Origin of the sequence: Nocardioides sp. JS614, from assembly GCF_000015265.1 — a bacterium.
Classification (GTDB): Bacteria; Actinomycetota; Actinomycetes; order Propionibacteriales; family Nocardioidaceae; genus Nocardioides.
Genome location: NC_008699.1, coordinates 2,543,157 through 2,564,080, shown reverse-complemented (window position 1 = coordinate 2,564,080; position 20,924 = coordinate 2,543,157). Strand labels below are relative to the sequence as shown.

Annotated in this window: 16 protein-coding genes; 1 reads left to right on the top strand and 15 read right to left on the bottom strand. The window is 69.7% G+C overall.

Translation table 11 applies throughout. From position 1 onward, the window contains the following. Positions 1-23: 23 nt before the first annotated feature. From NOCA_RS13645 to NOCA_RS13605, 9 genes are all read right to left on the bottom strand, one after another. Positions 24-1,301 carry an ABC transporter ATP-binding protein gene (locus tag NOCA_RS13645; RefSeq protein WP_011755849.1) on the bottom strand — a complete coding sequence of 426 codons (1,278 nt, stop codon included), beginning with the start codon at positions 1,299-1,301 and terminating at the stop codon, positions 24-26. Beyond that, entirely contained in the window at positions 1,298-2,341 is a 1,044-nt protein-coding gene (locus NOCA_RS13640; protein ID WP_011755848.1) for an ABC transporter ATP-binding protein, read from the bottom strand. Before NOCA_RS13640 ends, NOCA_RS13645 begins: the two co-directional genes overlap by 4 nt. A gap of 10 nt (positions 2,342-2,351) precedes the next feature. After that, entirely contained in the window at positions 2,352-3,368 is a 1,017-nt protein-coding gene (locus NOCA_RS13635) for an ABC transporter permease (protein WP_011755847.1), read from the bottom strand. Positions 3,369-3,543: 175 nt separating this feature from the next. After that, complete coding sequence (locus NOCA_RS13630) at positions 3,544-5,301, bottom strand: ABC transporter substrate-binding protein (protein WP_041546541.1); 1,758 nt, start codon at positions 5,299-5,301, stop codon at positions 3,544-3,546. 91 nt (positions 5,302-5,392) lie between these two features. Next, a complete protein-coding gene (locus NOCA_RS13625; protein ID WP_011755845.1) occupies positions 5,393-6,403 on the bottom strand; it encodes an ABC transporter permease in 1,011 nt (336 codons plus the stop codon). A 163-nt stretch (positions 6,404-6,566) separates the two neighbouring features. Continuing rightward, positions 6,567-8,339 carry an aspartate--tRNA ligase gene (gene aspS, locus NOCA_RS13620; RefSeq protein WP_011755844.1) on the bottom strand — a complete coding sequence of 591 codons (1,773 nt, stop codon included), beginning with the start codon at positions 8,337-8,339 and terminating at the stop codon, positions 6,567-6,569. Further along, a complete protein-coding gene (gene hisS, locus NOCA_RS13615) occupies positions 8,336-9,691 on the bottom strand; it encodes a histidine--tRNA ligase (protein ID WP_011755843.1) in 1,356 nt (451 codons plus the stop codon). The genes aspS and hisS overlap by 4 nt, the downstream gene beginning before the upstream one ends. Position 9,692: 1 nt before the next feature. Further along, positions 9,693-10,406, bottom strand: coding sequence for an MBL fold metallo-hydrolase (locus tag NOCA_RS13610; protein ID WP_011755842.1), 714 nt, complete (start codon positions 10,404-10,406; stop codon positions 9,693-9,695). A gap of 72 nt (positions 10,407-10,478) precedes the next feature. After that, complete coding sequence (locus tag NOCA_RS13605) at positions 10,479-12,149, bottom strand: trypsin-like peptidase domain-containing protein (protein WP_011755841.1); 1,671 nt, start codon at positions 12,147-12,149, stop codon at positions 10,479-10,481. 271 nt (positions 12,150-12,420) lie between these two features. Between NOCA_RS13605 and NOCA_RS13600 the strand changes: the two genes are divergently transcribed. Continuing rightward, positions 12,421-13,647 (top strand): DUF349 domain-containing protein, encoded by a 1,227-nt coding sequence (locus NOCA_RS13600; RefSeq protein WP_041547608.1) that lies wholly within the window; start codon positions 12,421-12,423, stop codon positions 13,645-13,647. Between the two features lie 24 nt (positions 13,648-13,671). Here the strand turns inward: NOCA_RS13600 and NOCA_RS27995 are convergent, their stop codons facing one another. From NOCA_RS27995 to yajC, 6 genes are all read right to left on the bottom strand, one after another. After that, a complete protein-coding gene (locus NOCA_RS27995; protein ID WP_041546539.1) occupies positions 13,672-14,565 on the bottom strand; it encodes a collagen-like protein in 894 nt (297 codons plus the stop codon). A 179-nt stretch (positions 14,566-14,744) separates the two neighbouring features. After that, positions 14,745-16,976 (bottom strand): RelA/SpoT family protein, encoded by a 2,232-nt coding sequence (locus NOCA_RS13590; protein ID WP_011755838.1) that lies wholly within the window; start codon positions 16,974-16,976, stop codon positions 14,745-14,747. 92 nt (positions 16,977-17,068) lie between these two features. After that, on the bottom strand, positions 17,069-17,626 hold the full coding sequence (locus NOCA_RS13585) for an adenine phosphoribosyltransferase (protein ID WP_011755837.1): 558 nt from the start codon (positions 17,624-17,626) through the stop codon (positions 17,069-17,071). After that, entirely contained in the window at positions 17,623-18,861 is a 1,239-nt protein-coding gene (secF, locus tag NOCA_RS13580) for a protein translocase subunit SecF (protein ID WP_011755836.1), read from the bottom strand. The genes NOCA_RS13585 and secF overlap by 4 nt, the downstream gene beginning before the upstream one ends. Continuing rightward, entirely contained in the window at positions 18,861-20,555 is a 1,695-nt protein-coding gene (secD, locus tag NOCA_RS13575; protein ID WP_011755835.1) for a protein translocase subunit SecD, read from the bottom strand. The genes secF and secD overlap by 1 nt, the downstream gene beginning before the upstream one ends. 1 nt (position 20,556) lies before the next feature. Then, the gene (yajC, locus tag NOCA_RS13570) at positions 20,557-20,868 is read right to left on the bottom strand and encodes a preprotein translocase subunit YajC (protein WP_011755834.1); all 312 of its coding nucleotides are present in this window, start codon (positions 20,866-20,868) and stop codon (positions 20,557-20,559) included. Between the last annotated feature and the right edge of the window lie 56 nt (positions 20,869-20,924).

The window sequence follows — 20,924 nt, the reverse complement described above, 5'->3', positions numbered from 1 at the left end:
GGCTAGGGCCCGGACCCAACGGGTCAGGCGGAGGCCATCGTCTTGCGCTCGAGGTCGAACCACGTGTCGGCGTACCCGGGATCGTTGCCGACCTCGATGCTCGGGCTCGCGCCCGGGTCGGGCGTGCCCGTGTCGTCGACCCCGAGCAGCGGCGCGGTCACCGGCCGGTCCGGGTGGTGGCCCAGCTCGCCCGCGAAGTGGCAGGCGACCTTGTGGCGCTTGCCGATCTGCAGCAGCGGCGGCTCGACCCGGGCGCAGATCTCCTGGGCGAGCGCGCAGCGGGTGCGGAACCGGCAGCCCGACGGTGGGTTGATCGGGCTGGGGACGTCGCCCTCCAGCCGGATCCGCTCGCGCCGACCACCGATCGCGGCCTGCTTGACGTCGGGCACCGCCGAGAGCAGCGCCTGGGTGTAGGGGTGGTTCGGGTGGTTGTAGAGCGAGTCCCGGTCGGCGATCTCCACGATCTTGCCGAGGTACATCACCGCGACCTCGGGGCAGAAGTGCCGGACCACCGCGAGGTCGTGGGCGATGAACAGGAACGCGATGTCGAACTCGTCCTGCACCTCCTGGAGGAGGTTGATCACCTGTGCCTGGATCGAGACGTCCAGCGCGGAGACCGGCTCGTCGGCCACCAGCAGCTTCGGGTGGAGCGTGAGCGCCCGGGCGATGCCGATGCGCTGGCGCTGGCCGCCGGAGAACTCGTGCGGGTAGCGGTTGTAGTGCTCGGGGTTGAGGCCGACGATCTCCAGCAGCTCCTGGACCCGCGGGAGGATCTTGTTCTTCGGCAGCACGTTGTGGATCGCCAGCGGGGCGCCGACGATCGAGCCGACGGTGTGCCGCGGGTTCAGCGACGTGTAGGGGTCCTGGAAGATCATCTGGACCTCACGTCGCAGCGGCTTGAGGCCGCGCGCCGAGGTCTTCGCGATGTCCCGGCCGTCGAACTCGATCGAGCCCGCGGTGGGCTCGTAGAGCCGGGTGATCATCCGCCCCGTGGTGGACTTGCCGCACCCGGACTCTCCGACCAGCCCGAGCGAGCCGCCCTTGGGCACCTGGAAGGACACGCCGTCCACCGCCTGCACGTGGCCGATGGTGCGCCGGATGATGCCGGCCGAGCGGACCGGGAAGTACATCTTCAGGTCGCGGACCTCGAGGATCGGCTCGGCGTCGAAGTGCGCGCGTGAGGCGCCGTGCGGACGCTCGGTCTCGACGTACTGGGCTGACTCCGTGGTCGCGTCCTCGCCGCGGCCCTTCGGGTCGTCGCCCGGCATGCCGACGCTGGTCGGCAGCTGCTGGTCGCTCATCGTCCCTCCACCAGGTCCGGCGCGATATCCGGCAGGACCTCTCGTTCGTACACCACGTCCGGGTTGGCCAGGTGGCAGCGTTTCACGTGCCCCTCACCGCGAGTCCCGGGCGTGAGCTCGGGCGTCACTGTCCGGCACAGGTCACCGGGCACCTTGTCGCGGTGGGTGCACCGCGGGTGGAAGTGGCAGCCGCTCGGCGGGTTCAACAGGCTGGGCGGGTTGCCGGGGATCGGCACCAGCTTCGCGTCGGGGTCCGCGTCGACCTCGGGGATGCTGGAGAGCAGGCCCCAGGTGTACGGCATCTCCGGGTGGGTCAGGATCTCCTTGGTCGAGCCGTACTCGACGCAGCGGCCGCCGTACATCACCAGGACCTCGTGAGCCATCTCGGCCACCACGCCGAGGTCGTGGGTGATGATCATGACCGCGGCGTCGAAGTCGCGCTGGAGGTCCTGGAGCAGGTCCAGGATCTGGGCCTGCACGGTCACGTCGAGTGCGGTGGTCGGCTCGTCCGCGATCAGCAGGCTCGGGTTGTTGATCAGCGCCATCGCGATCATCGCGCGCTGGCGCATGCCACCCGAGAACTGGTGTGGGTAGTCGTCGACGCGGCGGTCCGGCTGCGGGATGCCGACCCGGTCGAGCATCTCGATCGCCCGAGTCCGGGCGGCCTTCTTGCTGACGTCGTGGTGGACCCGATAGGCCTCCGCGATCTGGTTGCCGACCCGGTAGTACGGATGCATCGCCGAGAGCGGGTCCTGGAAGATCATCGCCACCTCGCGGCCCCGCCGGCGGCGCATGTCCTCGTTGCTGATCTTCAGCAGGTCGACCCCGTCGAGCAGGATCTCGCCGCTGACGATCGCGTTGGTGCCCCGGTGCAGGCCCAGGATCGCGGAGGTCGACACGGACTTGCCGGAGCCGGACTCCCCCACGATGCCGAGGGTCTTGCCCTTCTCGAGGTCGAACGACAGGCCGTCGGTGGCCTTGACGACGCCGTCGACCGTCGGGAAGTGGACCTTGAGGTCACGGACGGAAAGAAAGCTCACCTTGTTCCCCTCAGCCGACGCGGACGCGCGGGTCGATGACGGCGTACAGCACGTCGACGATGATGTTGGCGATGATCACGAACGCCCCGAGCAGCAGCACCAGGCCGATCAGCGTCGGCAGGTCGTAGGTGTTGTTCGCGTCGACGACCAACTTACCGAGCCCGTTGAAGTTGAAGACCGACTCGGTGATGATCGCGCCGCCCATCAGGCCGGCGAAGTCGAGTCCCGCCATCGTCACCAGGGGGGTCAACGCGGCGCGCATCGTGTGCTTGTACAGCACCCGGCCGCGCTTGAGCCCCTTGGCCCGGGCGGTGCGGATGTAGTCCTCGCTCATCGACTCCAGGACGAAGGCGCGCGTCATCCGGACGTACCCGGCCATGAAGAACAGCGCGAGGGTCAGGGCGGGTAGGAAGAGGTTGCTCAGCCAGGTGCCGACGCCGCCCTCGGCGATCGACACGTAGCTGGGCACGTCGACCAGCCCCCACTTGATCGCGATGAACTTCAACAAGAACAAGCCGATGAAGAACGTCGGGAACGCGTAGAAGACGAGCGACGCCGCCACGATGCCGCGGTCTATGACGGTCCCCTTGGTGATCGCCGCTATGACTCCGAAGAGCACGCCGCCGGCGATCCACATGATGAACGCCAAGATGGCCAGCGACAGCGAGACCGGGAACGCCTCCTTGATCTCGGAGGCGACGGTCACCTGGTTGACCCGGGAGTAGCCCAGGCAGGGCGCCGCGCAGTCCGCGATCAGCTCGGGCGCATTCTTCCGCAGCTCCGGGTCGTCGGGGTAGTCGCGCCCGACGACGACGCCCTCGAGGAAGCTGGTCCACTGCGTCAGCGGGCCGTCGTCGTAGCCCAGGGCCTTGCGGGTCTGCTCGATCTGGGCCAGCGAACAGTTCTTGCCGCAGGCGAACCGCGCCGGGTCGACCGGCGAGGCGAAGAACAGGATGAACGTCACCAGGCTCATCACGATCAGCAGGATCACGCCGATGAAGAGCCGGCGGACGATGTACGCGAACATCGGGAGGGACCACCTCGGGTCGTGTCGGTGGGGACGTGCTGGGTCTCAGCATCGCACCCTGGACGGCGGTGAGGGTGAGGGCCCCTCGACGAGGCCCCCACCCCCAGGCGTCGGGTGGCCGCTGGGCGGCCACCCGACGCGGGTGTTGCTGGGTGTTACCGGTGACGAACGACCGTCACTGCTCCACGCCGATCGGACCGAGGTCCGGGTACATGGAGGAGGCGGGGGTGTTCGTGTAGCCGGTGACCTTCGACCCGTGGAGGAAGAAGAACTGCGCGATCTCCAGCGGGATGTAGGCCACGTCCTCACCGAGGACCTTGTCGGCCTCCTGCAGGGCGGCGGTCTGCTCGTCCAGCGTGGCCGCGTTGGCGGCCTGGTCGACCAGAGCGTTGAACTTGTCGCTCTTGTAGGCGCCGTAGTCCTGGCCGTCGCTGTTCGCGGTCAGGTTCGGGCGGCTGTCGAACAGCGGCGGGGTGACGGTGATGGCCGACGGCCAGTCGGAGCCCCAGCCGGCCCACATGACGCTGCTGTCCTTGTCGGGCTGCTGCACGACGTCGTAGTAGGTGTCGCCGAGACCGTCGAGGGTCACGTCGAAGCCCGCCTTGTCCCAGGTCTCCTTGAGCGCCGCGGCCTGCTTGTCGGCGGTCTCCGAGCTCGGGTAGGTGAACTTGATCGGGTACGGCATCTGGACGCCGGCGTCCTCGAGGATCTGCTTCGCAGCCTCCGGGTCACCCTCCTGGGGGCCGGAGAAGGCCGGGTTGTCCTGGTAGCCGACCACGGCCGGGTTCACGATCGACTCGGCCGGGGCGTAGGCCTTCTCGCCACCACCGGCGTTGATCCACGCCGTCGTGTTCGTCGAGACCTTGAGCGCCTCGCGGACCGCGGGGTTGTCGAGCACCCGGAAGTTCGGCACCAGGTAGTCGACGTACGGCGAGGCCACGAGCACCGAGCGGCTCTCCACGTCGCCCACGATCTGCGAGTAGTAGGCCGGCGGCACGCGCTGGCTGGTCACGGCGTACTGAGCGTCACCGGAGTCCTGGATCAGCTGGTCGTAGATCGTCTCGGTGGTCTGACCCACGTTGAACTCGATCTGGTCCGGCAGCGCCATGCGGATGTCGGTGGAGTCGGTCGAGGCGTCGTAGTTCTCGTTGCGGACGAACGTCGCACCCTTGTTCTTGTTCCAGGTGCTGCCCTCGATCCGGTAAGGACCGTTCGAGAACATCTGGTAGTTCGACTTCGCGCCCTGGTCCTTGTCCTGACGGTACGGGTCCATCATCGACAGACCGGCGACCGCCAGCGGGAAGTCGGGCCACGGCTTGTTGAAGTGGTAGGTGATCGTGTTGCCGTCGCAGGTGATCGCCTTGTCGAACGCGGCCTGGCCCTCGGGGCTCGAGTTGTAGGGGCCGGTGTAGATCGGCAGCCCGGTGGCCTTGTCGGTGGGGACGTCGAGGTAGCTCAGCAGGTAGTTCGGGCCACCGGTGATGACGTCGGTCGCGAACACGCGGGACGCGCCGTACTTGAAGTCCTCACACGTGATCGGCTGGCCGTCCTCCCACTTGACGCCGTCCTTGATCGTGTACGACCAGGTCTTGCCGCCGTCAGCGTCGGTGCCGGTGTCGGTCGCGAGGTCGGGGACCGGGGTGTTGGCCACCTCGGCGTCGGTCGAGATCGGGAACGCCACGAGGCTTCGGTAGATCGTCCGGCGGAAGTTCGTCAGCTCGACACCGACGTAGGTGCGCTGCGGGTCGACGTGCTCGTACGGCGCGTAGATGTAGTAGTACAGCGTGCCGCCGGCCGCGCCCTCGGCACCCGGCTCGCTGCTCGAGCCGCCCGGGTTGCTGTCGCCGTCCGAGCCGCCACCGCAGGCGGCGAGACTGGCCGCCATCGCGATCGCAGCGGTGGCTGCGAGCAACCGCTTTCGATACTTGACCATTAACTTCTCCTTGGGTGTGTGTCGCGCCTGGAGCGGCGGCACATTCGGCGGCTCCGTGCCGCCGAAGAATGGGGGTCCCCGTGGTCGGGGCTCAACGGGCCGACTTGGGGTCGAGCGCGTCACGGATGCCGTCACCGAGCAGGTTGAAGCTCACGACGATCACCATGATCACGAAGGCGGGCGCGAAGAAGAACATGAAGTCGCCGATCGAGTAGTTGATCGACCCGCGCAGGATGTTGCCGAGTGTCGGTGTCGGCGGATGGATCCCGACGCTCAGGTAGCTCAAGGCAGCCTCCGCCGAGATGTAGGCCGGCATCGTCAACGTGAACGTGACGAGCAGCGGCGCCCACAGGTTCGGCAGGATCTCCTTGAAGTAGATCCGGCGTCGCGACGCTCCGATCAGCACGGCCGCGTCGACGAACTCGCGCTCGCGGACCGAGAGCACCTGGCCGCGCATGATGCGCGCGATGCCGGGCCAGCCGAACAGGCCGAGCACCAAGACGACGTAGAAGCCGTTCGGGAGGTCGTCGGACTCGCTGCCCGGTAGGAAGTCCGCGACCAGCGCGACGCCCATGCCCGACAGGGCCAGCAGCATCAGCGTCTGGGGGAAGGACAGGGTCAGGTCGACCGCGCGGCCGATGATCGCGTCCACCCAGCCCCCGCTGAACCCGGAGATGATGCCGAGCACGGTGCCGATGGCGATCGCGACGACGGTCGCCGAGAGCGCGATCGTCAGCGAGAACGTGACGCCGTAGATCAGCCGGGACAGCACGTCGCGTCCGGTGCCCGGCTCGACGCCGAGCGGGTGGTCCCAGCTGATGCCACCGAGCTGGCCCTTGGGCAGCGTGTCGGGGTTCAGCAGGTCCTGGTGGAACTTGAACGGGTCCAGCACGCCGAACTTCACCAGGAACGGCGCCGACACACCGATGACGATGTAGATCGCGACGACGGTGAAGGAAACCATGGACAACTTGTCGCGGCGGAACCGGTCCATTGCCAGCTTCGTCGGGGACTTGCCGGCGATCTTCTTGGTCTCACCCTCCGGGGGACCGGCGGGATCCGGCAGGTGTTCGCTCTCCAGGTTGGAGGCCTGAACAGTCATGTCACCTCTGTCTTCTCGGGTGTGCTGTCCGTCGGTTCCAGAGCCCGGATCACGGGCACCGGAGGGCCGGCGACCGGTGCGACTCTATGTGACGCCAGCACATCAATGGGTCTACCGCGTGTAACGATCTGGTCTCGGGACGTTCGCCCCCACGTCCGTCGGATCAGCTTTGCGGCGGGAGGTCCTGCTGAGGTCGGGCGTCCACGCCCGCCTCCTTGCGCTGCTCGGGCGTGATCGGCGCAGGAGCTGCAGTGAGCGGGTCGAAACCCCCACCGGACTTGGGGAACGCGATCACATCACGGATCGACTCGGTGCCGGCGAGCAGCGCGACGATGCGGTCCCACCCGAACGCGATCCCTCCGTGCGGCGGGGCGCCGTACTTGAACGCCTCGAGCAGGAAGCCGAACTTCTCCTGCGCCTCGGCCTCGTCGATCCCCATGATCGCGAAGACCCGCTTCTGGACGTCCTCGCGGTGGATACGGATCGACCCGCCACCGATCTCGTTGCCGTTGCAGACGATGTCGTAGGCCCACGCGAGCGCGCTGCCGGGGTCGGCGTCGAAGCCGTCGACGTCCTGTGGCGAGGTGAACGCGTGGTGCACGGCGGTCCAGGCGCTGTAGCCCAGGGCGACGTCGCCGGAGGCGGTGGCGTCGGCCGTGGGCTCGAACAGCGGCGCGTCGACGACCCACAGGAAGCTCCAGGCGTCCTCGTCGATCAGGTCGCACCGCCGGCCGATCTCGAGGCGCGCGGCGCCGAGCAGTGCGCGACTGGGCTTCGGCGCGCCCGCTGCGAAGAAGATGCAGTCACCGGGCTTCGCCCCGGTGTGCTCGGCCAGGCCAGCCGACTCCCCGTCCGTGATGTTCTTCGACACCGGACCGGTGAGCTCCCCGTCGTCCTGCACCAGGACGTAGGCCAGACCCTTGGCGCCCCGCTGCTTGGCCCACTCCTGCCAGGCGTCCAGCTGCTTGCGCGGCTGGCTCGCGCCACCGGGCATCACGACCGCACCGACGTAGTCGGCCTGGAAGACGCGGAACGGCGTGTCGGCGAAGTACGCGGTGCAGTCGACCAGCTCCTGGCCCATCCGCAGGTCCGGCTTGTCGGTCCCGTAGCGCTCCATCGACTCGGCGTAGGTCATCCGTGGCAGCGGGACGGGTACGTCGTGCCCGACCAGCTTCCACAGCGCGACGAGGACCTCCTCGGCCACCGCGAGCACGTCGTCCTGCTCGACGAAGCTCATCTCGATGTCGAGCTGGGTGAACTCGGGCTGACGGTCGGCGCGGAAGTCCTCGTCGCGGTAGCACCGCGCGATCTGGTAGTAGCGCTCCATGCCGGCGACCATCAGCAGCTGCTTGAACAGCTGTGGGCTCTGGGGCAGGGCGTACCAGCTGCCGGGCTGGAGGCGGGCGGGCACCAGGAAGTCACGCGCGCCCTCGGGTGTGGACCGGGTCAGCGTGGGAGTCTCGATCTCGACGAAGTCGTGACGATCGAGCACGTCGCGGGCGGCCTTGTTGACCTTGCTGCGCAGGCGCAGCGCGTTGTTGGGCCCGGAGCGGCGCAGGTCGAGGTACCGGTGCTTGAGCCGGGCCTCCTCCCCCACGTCGACGTGGTCGCTGATCGGGAACGGCAGCGGCGCGGCCGCGCTGAGCACCTCGACCTCGTTCGCGACGACCTCGACCTCGCCGGTGGCCAGGTTGGGGTTCTCGTTGCCCTCCTTGCGACGGGTGACCTCGCCGGTGACCGCGAGGCAGTACTCCGCGCGCAGGTGGTGGGCGACCTGCTCGTCGCGGATCACGACCTGGACGACCCCACTGGCCTCGCGGAGGTCGATGAAGGCGACCCCACCGTGATCGCGCCGGTTGGCCACCCACCCCGCGAGAGTCACGGTCTGGCCGACGTTCTCGGCGCGCAGTGCGCCGGCGTCCTGGGTGCGAATCACTTCGTACTCTCCATCTCGCTTGTCGGGCTCGTCGCAACGACCTGCGGTCGCAGGTCCTCGATGGGTGGGGTCCAGGAGGCGGGGTCGGCCGCCACCTGCTCCCCCAACCGGATGTCCTTCACCTCGGCCTGGTCCGGGAACCAGACGTACGGGATGCCCCGCCGCTCGGCGTACCGGATCTGCTTGCCGAACTTCTGCGCGCTCGCCGCGACCTCGCAGGGGATGTTGCGGGCACGCAGGGCGGCGGCGACCGCCTCGCTCTCGGGTCGCGACTCCTCGGAGACGACCGCGACCACGACGGCGCTCGGCACCTTGCGGCTGGCCGCCAGGCCGGTGCGCGCCATCAGCGGCACGACGACCCGGCTGACGCCGAGCGAGATGCCGACGCCGGGGTACGTCGTGCGGCCGTCGGACGCGAGCGCGTCGTAGCGACCGCCGGAGCAGATCGATCCCAGCGACTCGTAGCCGTCGAGCCGGGTCTCGAAGACCGTGCCGGTGTAGTAGTCGAGGCCGCGCGCGATCGAGAGGTCCGCGACGACCTGCACCCGGTCGCTGACGAGATCGGCACACGCCCGCACCAGTGCACCGAGCTCGGCCAGGCCCTCGTCGAGCAGCGGGTGTTCGACGCCCAGCGCCCGGACGGCGTCGACGAAGGAGTCGTCGGTGGCGCGGATCGTCGCCAGCGACAGCACGCGGTCGGCGGTCGCCTCGTCGACGCCGGCCTCGGCGACCAGCATCGCGCGCACCTTCTCGACCGGGAGCTTGTCGAGCTTGTCGACGATCCGCATCGCCTCGTCGGTGTCGGCGACGCCCAGGCCGGCGTAGAAACCCTGGATCAGCTTGCGGTTGTTCACCTGGAGCCGGAACGCCGGCAAGAAGTCGAGCCGGTTCAGTGCGTCGACCATCACCCGGGTGACCTCGACGTCGTGGTGGAAGGGCAGCTCGTCGCGGCCGATGACGTCGATGTCGGCCTGGGTGAACTCGCGGTAGCGGCCCTCCTGCGGCCGCTCGCCGCGCCACGCCTTCTGGATCTGGTAGCGGCGGAACGGAAACTCCAGCCTGCCGGCGTTCTCGAGCACGTAGCGCGCGAACGGCACGGTCAGGTCGAAGTGCAGCCCGATGCCGGAGTGCCCCTCCGCCGACTCCTCGTGCAGCCGGCGCAGGAGGTAGACCTCCTTGGAGGTGTCGCCCTTGCGCAGCAGCTGGTCGAGCGGTTCGACGGCCCGGGTCTCGATGCCCGCGAAGCCGTAGAGCTCGAACGTGTGCCGGAGGGTGTCGACGACCTGCTGCTCGACGACCCGCTGCTCGGGCAGCAGCTCGGGGAACCCGCTCAGCGGGGTGGGTTTGGCCATGTCACAGATCCTGGAGACTCAACGGAATCAGGTAGGGGTTGGTCGCACGCTCGCGACCGATGGACGTCTGCTCGCCGTGGCCCGGCAGGACGACGACGTCGTCGGCGAGCGGGAGCACCTTGCTCTTGAGGCTCTGCAGCATCGTCTGGTGGTCGCCCCCCGGCAGGTCGGTCCGCCCGATGGAGCCCGCGAACAGCAGATCGCCGGAGAACATCACCTCCGACACGTCACTCCCGGAGGGCTCCGCCCCCCGGGTGCCCCCCGGGAAAGGCGAGCGGAAGGTGACCGAGCCCCGGGTGTGGCCGGGCGTGTGGTCGACCACGAACCTCAGCCCCGCGAGCTCGAGCTCCTGGAGGTCGGCGAGCTCCTGCACGTCGTCGGGCTCGGCGAACTCGTAGCCGCTGCCCAGCACCAGCTGAGCGGTGTCCGGGGACATGCCCGCCATCGGGTCCCCGAGCAGGTGCCGGTCCTCGGGGTGGATCCACGCGGTCGCGTCGTACGTCCCCGCGACCGGGGCGACGCACCACATGTGGTCGACGTGGCCGTGGGTGACCAGCACCGCGACCGGCTTGAGCCGGTGCTCGCGCACGACCTCGGCGATGCCGTCGGTGGCGTCCTTGCCGGGGTCGACGATCACGCACTCGCTACCGGGGCCGGTGGCCGCCACGTAGCAGTTCGTGCCCCACGGGCCTGCGGGGAATCCGGCGATCAGCACCCGGGCAGACTATCGAGCGCGCCTGGCCGGCGTCGCATCGGTGCTCCGCCGGCCACCCCCGTGCAGGCGCCCTCAGGCCAGCGGGCTCCCGCAGTTGCTGCAGAACTTCTTGCCGTGCTCCGCAGGCTCCCCACAGTTCCCGCAGAAGTGCGGCTCGTGCTTCTCCGCCGGCTCCTCCGAGGCCACCGGGGGTGTCGGCAGCGGGCCCGACGCCGACACCGGCGTGGACGCCGGGGCGGGCGCCGGGGCAGGCGCGGCGGGCGGCGGCGTGACGGACGCCGTGGGCACCGGCGTCGGCGGAGGCGCGGCCGGGCTGGTGGGCGGGATGGTCGGCGGGATGGTCGGCGGTGGGGCCGTGGTCACCCCGCCGGAGAAGCCGAGCGGTGCGGCGGGCGCGCTCGACACCGGGTCCGCGTACGGCGCGGCGTACGGTCCGCCGAGCGGAGCGGCCGGTGCCGCCGGGGTCGCGGGTGCCACCGGAGCCGCCGGCGGGGTCGCGGCGGGCGACGATCCGCCCTTGCGCCGCAGCAGGAGGAAGGCCAGGAGACCCCCGCCGACCAGGACCAGCACGGCAACGCCGATCACGATCGGCACCACCGGCAGGCCGGAGTCCGACTCTTCGGCCGGAGGCGGCTCGGGCAGGTCCTGGGCCTTCTCGAGGAACTCCGCGGCGAGCTTGTTGGTGGGCTGCTCGTCGACGACGCTCCCGAGCTTGTCCACGGCCGTGGTTCGGTCGCCCGCCCAGTAGGCGAGGAGACCATCTCGGTACGCCTGCGTGGTCTCGCTGAGCTCGTTGGTCACGCCCGCACCGGCCATCAGCTCCGCGAGCTGGGAGGACGGGCGGAGGAAGTTGAAGGCCTGCGGCTCACCGAGGATGCCGAAGCTGTTGACGCCGATCACCTCGCCGTCGAGATTCACCGACGGCCCCCCGCTCATCCCGCCCGAGACAGCGGCGGAGATCTCGTAGACCGGGAGTACGCCGCCCTGGACCGTCTTGACCGAGCTGATCGAGCCGTCCTTGAACGACGGGGTCAGGTTGGGGTCGGTGACGGAGTCGACCGAGGCGGGGTAGCCGATCGACACGACGTCGGTCCCCACGTCCACCTCGTCGGTCGCCATCGGCAAGGCGTTCAGATCGGTGGCCTCGACCTTGATCAGCGCGACGTCGCCCTTGGACTGCCGGTCGAAGTCGATGACGCGAGCCCGCTTGACCTCGGAGGTCTCGATGCCGGAGACGGAGGCACCCCAGCCCACCTGGATGTCCAGGTCGGCGGTGTTCTTGCGCTCGCTCGACTCGATCCGGTAGTCGTCGAACCCGACGATGTCGTCCAGGGTGAGGGTGGTGCTGCTGTAGTAGCCGTTGGCGAGCGCCCACTGGGCGGCGGTCTCGACGAAACTGCCCTCGACCTCCTTGAAGTCCACGCAGTGGCCGGCGGTCGCGATGTAGCCGTTGGGATTCACCACGAAGCCGGTGCACTGGAACTGCAGCTCGAACGGATTGCCGTCGTTCAGGTACTGCTTGTTGAAGGTGTCGTAGACGTAGCCGTCCCAGGTCTGGAGCAGGAAGACCACGCTCGGCTGGACCAAGGCGTTGACCTTCTCCAGCGGGGTGACGTCCACGGCCGCCGGGCCGGGGGACTCGTCCGCGGCCAGCGCCGTCGTACCTCCCAGCGGGAGGAGGACCGCTACCGCACTCGCAGCGAGGGCCGCTGCCGCCTTGCGTGCACCACGTAGACCGTTCATGTCATCGCCGTCCCTAGGGTCCATCGACGCCGCTTAACGCCGGACGCTAGACCTGGCGGGGCGCCGAAACATTGCACTGCGTCAGAAATGACTAGGACGGACGGAACTTCGATGACCCGAAGGGGTGATCCCGGCGTCCCGATCCGCCACGGCGCGGCGTGTCGCCGACCGCGGGCGGTCGATCCGGCTTCATGACTAGCATGGGCTCCTGCGCGCCGCCGCCGGCGGACGTCGATCGCATATCGCACTTCGAGGGAACCGGGACAACGTGGTGACTAGCCATCAGTGGGGCCGAGTAGACGACGACGGCACCGTCTACGTCAGGACCGCCGACGGGGAGCGTCCCGTCGGCCAGTACCCCGAGGGCACCCCAGCTGAGGCACTGAAGTTCTTCACCGAGCGCTTCGACGCACTCGCGTTCGAGGTGGAGCTGCTCGAGAAGCGGGTCCAGTCCGGGGTGATGTCGCCGGACGAGGCCACCGCGTCCGTGCGCACGGTGCGCACCCAGGTCGAGGAGGCGCACGCAGTCGGCGACCTCGCCGCCCTCGTGGCGCGCCTGGACGCGCTCGGTCCGGTGCTCGAGGTGCAGCGCGAGGCCCGCAAGGCCGAGCGGGCACAGCGATCCGCCGAGTCCCGCGCCAGCAAGGAGCGGATCGTCACCGAGGCGGAGCAGCTCGCCGAGGGCTCCGACTGGCGCAACGGCGCCAACCGGATGCGCGAGCTGCTCGACGAGTGGAAGGCGCTGCCGCGGATCGACCGGTCGTCCGACGACGCGCTCTGGCGCCGGTTCTCCACCGCGCGCACGGCGTACACCCGGCGCCGCAAGGCGCACTTCGCCGAGCAGCACGAGAAGCGAGACACCGCCCGGGTGGTCAAGGAGCGGCTGGCCGCGGAGGCCGAGGAGCTCGCCACCTCCACGGAGTGGGGTCCCACCGCCGGCCGGTACCGCGACCTGATGCGCCAGTGGAAGGCCGCCGGCCCCGCGCCCCGCGACGTCGACGACGCGCTCTGGAAGCGCTTCCGCGGTGCCCAGGACGCCTTCTTCGGTGCGCGCGACGCCGCCGCGGCCGAGCAGGACCAGGAGTTCGCCGCCAACGCGCAGGTGAAGGAGCAGCTGCTCACCGAGGCCGAGGCGCTGGTGCCCGTCACCGACCTGGAGGCTGCCAAGCGGACCTTCCGCGACATCGCGGAGCGGTGGGACGCCGCCGGCAAGGTCCCCCGCGACCGGATGAAGGAGCTCGAGGGCCGGATCCGCAAGGTCGAGCAGGAGATCCGCGGCGTCGAGGAGGACCAGTGGCGCCGCTCGGACCCGGAGAAGTCCGCCCGCGCCGACGACATGGTCTCCAAGCTCGAGGCCGCGATCGCCCAGGTCGAGGCCGACCTCGAGAAGGCGCGCGCCGCCGGCAACGAGCGCAAGATCAAGGAGCTGGAGGAGAACCTCGCCTCCCGGCAGATGTTCCTCGAGACCGCCAAGCGGGCCAGCGCCGACTTCAGCTGAGCGGCCCGGCCGGGCCCCGTCGCCCTACCTGACGCCCCGCAGGTCGTCGAGCCGGTCGCGCAGCGCCCGCAGCTCCTGCCCGCTCAGGCGGGGCGCCCGGACGGTCCGCAGGACCCTCGGGTCGTCGTCCATCTTGAAGACCGTGACCACGGTGCGGTCGGGGATCGAGTCGCAGCCGCAGAGATCGGCCGGGTCTCCCAGGGCGAACACCTCCAGCGGCACCGACGCCGGCGACCCGGCCGGCACGACGTACGGGATGCTGACCTGGCACCAGGGCTCGAAGAGGGTGTTGCACGAGCTCGGGTAGAAGTCGACCAGCACGTCCAGGTCGGACAGGTCGAGTCCCGCCGGGTCGGGAGCCTCGAAGAAGATCGAGCCCGGCCCCGTGAGAAATGCGGCTTGCACGCTCAGCAGGTAGGTGCCCGGCCCGGGCAAGGTGATCCCTGGGTCGATCACGCGCGAGTAGGCATCGAAGCCCGACGTGCCGTCGTCGACGACCACGAAGTCGCTCACCTCGTAGACCGCGGAGCCGACGAGCCCGCCACCGGCCGGGCCGGCCGGTCCCCGGCTGCCCTGTGGCCCCTGCGGACCAGCGTCACCCTGCGGCCCCGGCTCGCCCGGCAACCCGGGCTCACCCTGCGGACCCGCGGGCCCGGCCGGACCGGAGCGCACGAGCGCGGTGATCCGGTGCCGGGTGGCGCGGTTGAGGGACTTCTCCCAGGTCACCGCGCCGCGGGCGAGGTTGCGGTTCTTGACACTGTCGGTGCCGAGGTCTCGGGACTTGATCCCGTGGTCCTGGATGTCGGGTGAGGAGATCAGCCGGCCGGCCACCGCGCCCGAGGTCGCGCCGACGACGAGCGTGACGGCGAGCGCGGCAGCGAACAGGCCGGCCCGTCCGGAGACGCGAGGCATGCGCATGCACGGCAACGTAGGGCCGGCAGCCGCCATACCGACGGGTAGGTTCGTGCGGTCCAGACCGCAGGACTACTGCGTGACGCGGTAGCGCTACGCGTGCGGCCGCAAGGCGCCGGCGCGAAGGCGACCGCCGAGCGAAGCGGGTCGTCGAGTGCCGGCAACGCCGCGGACGCTCCGTAGCGCTATTGCGTGACGCGGTAGGCGTCGAAGACGCCGGGTACCGAACGGACCGCCTTGAGCACGTTGTCGAGGTGCTTGGCCTCGGCCATCTCGAAGGTGAACCGGCTCTTGGCGACCCGGTCGCGGGTGGTCGAGAGGTTGGCGCTGAGGATGTCCACGTGCGCGTCGGAGAGCGCCATCGTGATGTCCGAGAGCAGCCGGGCCCGGTCCAGTGCCTCGACCTGGATGTTGACCAGGAAGCTGGACTGTCCGGTGGGGGCCCACTCGACGTCGAGGAGCCGCTCCGGCTGGGCCTGCAGGCTGGCGGCGTTGGTGCAGTTCTGGCGGTGCACCGAGACTCCCCCACCCTTCGTGACGAAGCCGAGGATCGGGTCCGGCGGCACTGGGGTGCAGCACTTCGCGAGCTTGACCCACACGTCCGGGGCGCCCTTGACGATCACGCCGGCGTCGCCACCCGGCTGGGCCTTGGCCCGGCCGCGTCGCCCGGTGATCGTCACGCCCTCGGCGAGGTCCTCGGCGGCGCCACCGTCCCCGCCGTGGACGTCGATGACGCGGCGGACGACCGACTGCGCCGACAGGTTGCCCTCACCCACGGCGGCGTACAGGGCGGAGACGTCCGCCAGCTTGAAGTGGCCCGCCGCCAACGTGAGCGACTCGTGGGACAGCAGCCGCTTGAGCGGCAGCCCCTCCTTGCGCATCAGCTTGGCGATCTGCTCCTTGCCGCGGTCGATCGCCTCCTCGCGACGCTCCTTGGTGAACCACTGGCGGATCTTGGAGCGGGCGCGCTGGGACTTCACGAACCCGAGCCAGTCGCGCGACGGGCCCGCGGTGGGGGCCTTGGAGGTGAAGACCTCGACGACGTCGCCGTTCTCGAGGCCGGACTCCAGGGGCACCAGGCGCCCGTTCACCCGGGCGCCGATCGTGTGGTGGCCGACCTCGGTGTGCACGGCGTACGCGAAGTCGACCGGGGTCGCACCGGTCGGCAGCGCGATCACGTCGCCGCGCGGGGTGAAGACGTAGACCTCGGCGCGGTTGATCTCGAAGCGCAGCGACTCCAGGAACTCCCCGGGGTCCTCCATCTCGTTCTGCCAGTCGAGGAGCTGGCGCACCCAGGTCATGTCGTCGAGGTCGCCCGACCGGTCGGTGTCGACGCCGGCGCGGCCGTCCTCCTTGTACTTCCAGTGCGCGGCCACGCCGTACTCCGCGCGCCGGTGCATCGCGAAGGTCCGGATCTGCAGCTCGACGGGCTTGCCCTGCGGGCCGATGACCGTCGTGTGCAGCGACTGGTACATGTTGAACTTCGGCATCGCGACGTAGTCCTTGAACCGCCCCAGCACCGGGTTCCAGCGCGAGTGGAGCACTCCGAGGACGGTGTAGCAGTCCCGGTCGTTCTCGACCAGGACGCGGATGCCGACCAGGTCGTAGATGTCCGAGAACTCCCGGCCGCCCACGATCATCTTCTGGTAGATCGAGTAGTAGTGCTTGGGCCGTCCGGTGACCGACGCCTTCACCTTCGCCTCGCGCAGGTCGGCCTCCACCTGGGCGATCACCTCGGCCAGGAACTGGTCCCGTGACGGCGCCCGCTCCGCGACCATCCGGACGATCTCGTCGTAGATCTTGGGGTGCAGGGTCGCGAACGCCAGGTCCTCGAGCTCCCACTTGATCGTGTTCATGCCCAGCCGGTGGGCCAGGGGCGCGTAGATGTCGAGCGTCTCGCGGGCGACCCGCTCCTGGGTCTCCTGCCGCACGTAGCGCAGGGTCCGCATGTTGTGCAGCCGGTCGGCGAGCTTGATGACCAGGACCCGGATGTCGCGCGACATCGCGACGATCATCTTCCGGATCGTCTCGGCCTGCGCGGAGTCGCCGTACTTCACCTTGTCGAGCTTGGTCACGCCGTCGACCAGCTGGGCGATCTCCTCGCCGAAGTCCTGACGCACCTGCTCGAGGGTGTACGGCGTGTCCTCCACCGTGTCGTGCAGCAGGGCCGCGGCGAGCGTCGGCTCGGTCATGCCGATGTCGGCGAGGATCGTCGTCACCGCGAGCGGGTGGGTGATGTACGGGTCACCGCTCTTGCGGGTCTGGGTCCCGTGCATCCGCTCCGCGGTGGTGTACGCGCGTTCCAGCAGGGCCAGGTCGGCCTTCGGGTGGTTGGCCCGCACCGAGCGGAACAGCGGCTCCAGGACCGGGTTCGCGCCTTGGTTGCGGGCGCCCATCCGCGCGAACCGCGCGCGCATGCTGCGCGTGGACGGTGCCGGCTCCGAGGCGCGCCGCTCCTGCGTGGGCGGGGCGGTGCGTTCCTCGGTCACCCGGCCAGTCTACGTATCTCTCAGACGGTGAGGAGCGTGGTCAGGGGCACCGTACCGAGCGCCTCGCGGCCGGGCAGGAAGCCGAGCTCCATGAGGATCGCGACGGCGTGCACGCTGGCACCGCACTTCTCGACCAGGTCGATCGTCGCCCGCGCGGTCCCGCCGGTGGCGAGCACGTCGTCGACGAGCAGCACCCGGTCCCCCGGCTCGAGTGCGTCCTGGTGCACCTCGAGCGTGGCCTCGCCGTACTCCAGCGCGTAGGAGACGGCGTACGTCGCTCGCGGCAGCTTGCCGGCCTTGCGGACCGGGACGAACCCCACGCCGAGGGCCAGCGCGACCGGCGCGCCCAGGATGAAGCCGCGCGACTCCATCCCCAGCACCTTGTCGACGACCGGGGCACCGGTCTGATCGCGCCCGGGTGCGGCGAGGGCCGCGACGACCGCCTCGAGCGCCGCGTGCTCGGCCAGCAGCGGCGTGATGTCCTTGAAGAGGATCCCGGGCTGGGGGAAGTCGGGGACGTCGGCGATCAGGGCGAGCGCCTCGGAGAGCCCCGGTGCCTCCGGCCCGGGCAGCGTCACTTCTTGCCCCGCTTGGAGCGGGGCTGGCGGGTCGGCTGCTGGCGGCCGGCGGCGCTGGAGGGCCGGACCGGGCCGTGACCCTGGGGGGCGATCCGGCCCCGACCGGCGGCCTCGGGAGTCTGCGGCGCCCGGCCCGGGCTCGCCGGCCGCGCGACCGGGCCGTCACCCTCGGGCACGTCGGCGACGCCCGGCTCGTCGTGGATCGGCATGTCCTCGGCGAACGCCGGCACCGCGGCGTACCGGTCGGCCTCGACCTTCTTCTGCCGGGCCTTGTCCCGCTTCTCGGCCTGGACCACGTCGGTCTCACCGGCCTTGAGCTGCACCACCAGCGGCGTGGCGATGAAGATCGAGGAGTACGCCCCTGCCGCCATGCCGACGAACAGCGCCAGCGCGAGGTCCTTCAGGGTGCTCGCGCCGAGCTGCACGGCGCTGACGTACAAGATCACGCCGACCGGGATGAGGGCCACCACCGAGGTGTTGATCGAGCGCACCAGGGTCTGGTTGACCGCGAGGTTGGCCGCCTTGGCGTAGGTGGTGCGGCTCTCACGGAGGTTCTTGGTGTTCTCCCGGACCTTGTCGAAGACCACGACGGTGTCGTAGAGCGAGAAGCCCAGGATGGTCAGCAGGCCGGTGACCGTCGCGGGCGTGACCTCGAAGCCCGACAGCGCGTAGACGCCGACGGTGATCACCACGTCGTGGGCGAGGGCCACGATCGCGCCGACGGACATCTTCCACTCACGGAAGTACGCCCAGATGAAGATCACGACCAGGATCAGGAACACCACCAGGCCGGTCCCGGACCGTTTGGCGATCTCCTTGCCCCAGCTCGGGCCGATCTCGGTGGCGTTGATCTGGGTCGGGTCGGTGCCGGTGGTGTCCGCGATCGTGTTCTTGATCTGCTCGTTCTCGGCCGTCGTCAGCGGCTTGACCTGGATGAGGACCGCGTCCTTGCCGCTGGTGGTGACGACCGGTTGCTGCGCGGCGTCGATGCCGGTGGCCGCGACGTCGGTGCGCAGCTGGTCCGCGAGGGCCTGGTCGGCCGAGGCGACCTTGACCTTGTACTCGGCGCCACCGACGAACTCGATGCCCATGTCCAGGCCCTTCACGGCCAGGCCGAGCAGGGAGCCGACGATGATGACGACCGAGATGGCGTACCAGAGCCACTTGCGACCGACGAAGTCGATCGACTTGTCGCCGGAGTAGAGGTCGTTGCCGAGGCGCGAGAACTTGCCCATCAGGCCCTCCCTCCCGCGATGTTGATCCGGTCGACTCCGAGGGCCTCGGCGTCGAGGCCGGAGAGCTTGTGCCCCCGGTTGAAGAACTTGTACTTGCCGAGCACCGACACCATCGGGTGGGTGAACCAGAAGAAGATGGCCAGGTCGATGACCGTGGAGATGCCGAGCGTGAACGCGAAGCCCTTCACGACGCCCGTGGCGAAGATGTAGAGCACGATCGCGGCCAGCAGCGAGACCGTGTCCGCCGCTACACAGGTGCCCCGTGCGCGCTTCCAGCCCGCTTGGACCGCGACCCGCATCGACTTGCCGTCCCGCATCTCGTCACGGATCCGCTCGAAGTACACGATGAAGGAGTCCGCGGTGATGCCGACCGCCACGATCAGGCCGGCGATGCCGGGCAGCGTCAGCGTGAAGCCGGCCGTCCTGCTGAGCAGCAGCACCGTCGAGTAGGTCACCACGCCGGCGACGACGAGGGAGGCGATCACCACCAGGCCGAGGCCGCGGTAGTACAGCAGGCAGTAGAGCATCACGAGGGCCAGGCCGATGATGCCCGCGAGGATGCCCGCCGAGAGCTGGTCGCCCGCCAGGGAGGCGCCGATCTGCTCGACCGAGGTCGCCTCCTTGTCGAAGGCGATCGGCAGGGCGCCGTACTTGAGGCTGGTCGCGAGCGACTGGGCCGAGCTCTTGGTGAAGTTGCCGGTGATCTGGGCGTCACCGTTCGGGATCACCCCTGTGAACACGGGGCTGGAGATCACGACGCCGTCGAGCACCACCGCGAACTGCTGGCCGGTGCCGGACATCGCGCGGGACAGGTCCGCGAAGACGCCCTTGCCCTCGCCGCCGAGGGAGAGCTGAACGATCCAGGACACCGACTGCGAGGGGACGACCGCGTCCGCGCTGTTCAGGTCGGTGCCCTCGACAGCGGCGGGCGAGAGCAGGTACTTGACGCCGGCGTCGCCCTCAGCCTCGGTCCCGCAGGTGACCAGGAACTTGTCCGGGTTGTCGTCGACCGGCTTGGTCGTGGGGCAGGTGTAGGCGTTGAACGCCTCGATCGCGGCCCGGCCGGGGTCGGTCATGAAGTCCAGGGCCATCTGGGCGGGGTCGTCGGAGCCGGCACCCGGGGACTCGCTGGACGACTCGCTGGGCGACTCCGTCGGCGAGGAGGACTCGGAGGCCGACGCCGTCTGGGAGGGCTGCTGCGACGGCTTGGCCGACGGCTTGGCCAGGAAGCCCGGGCGGTTCTTGGAGTTCCCCGTCGCGCCGTCCGTGGGCGCGAGCGAGGGCCCGTCGTTCGGCAGCGTCGGCGCGGCGCCGGTGGCGCACGGACCGGGCGTCTGGCTCGTGCAGGCGACGGTGCGGAAGCGCAGCTGCGCCGTCCGGGTCGCCAGGCCGACGAGCGAGTTCGAGGTCGGGCCCGGGATCTCGACGATGATGTTCCGGCCGCCCTGGGTGGTCACCTCGGCCTCGGCGACACCCGAGCCGTTCACGCGCTGGTCGATGATGCCGGCGGCCTCGTTGAGGTTCGCCGAGGTGGGGTTGCCGGTCGCTGTCATCATGATCCGGGTGCCGCCCTTGAGGTCCAGCCCCAGCTCCGGCTTCCAGGTGCCGCCGAGGGCCACCAGGCCGTAGGAGACCGCCACCACCAGGAAGAACACCACCAGGGTGCGTCCGGGGCGGTACGACTTGCGTGCCATGTCAGCTCTCCTCCGGGCCGGAGGCGCTCTCCGGCCGGTCATCGGTCAGGTCCGGCACATCGGCCTTGGTGGCGATGCTGCCCACCGCGCCCCGGACGACCTTGATGGTCACCCCGGACGCGATCTCGACGAGCACGTGGCCGTCCTCGATGTCGCGGACGGTGCCGTACACACCGGACGTCAGGACGATCTCGTCCCCCAGGGACAACGAGGACTGCATGCGTCCGAGTTCCTTCTGCCGCCGACTGGCCGGCCTGATGATGAACAACCAGAAGAGCAGGGCGATGCCGACAAGCGGCAGCAACTCCAGCACGGAACAACCTCTCGAACGAGCTCGAACGACCTTGGACGACACGGCGCCGGCGGAAT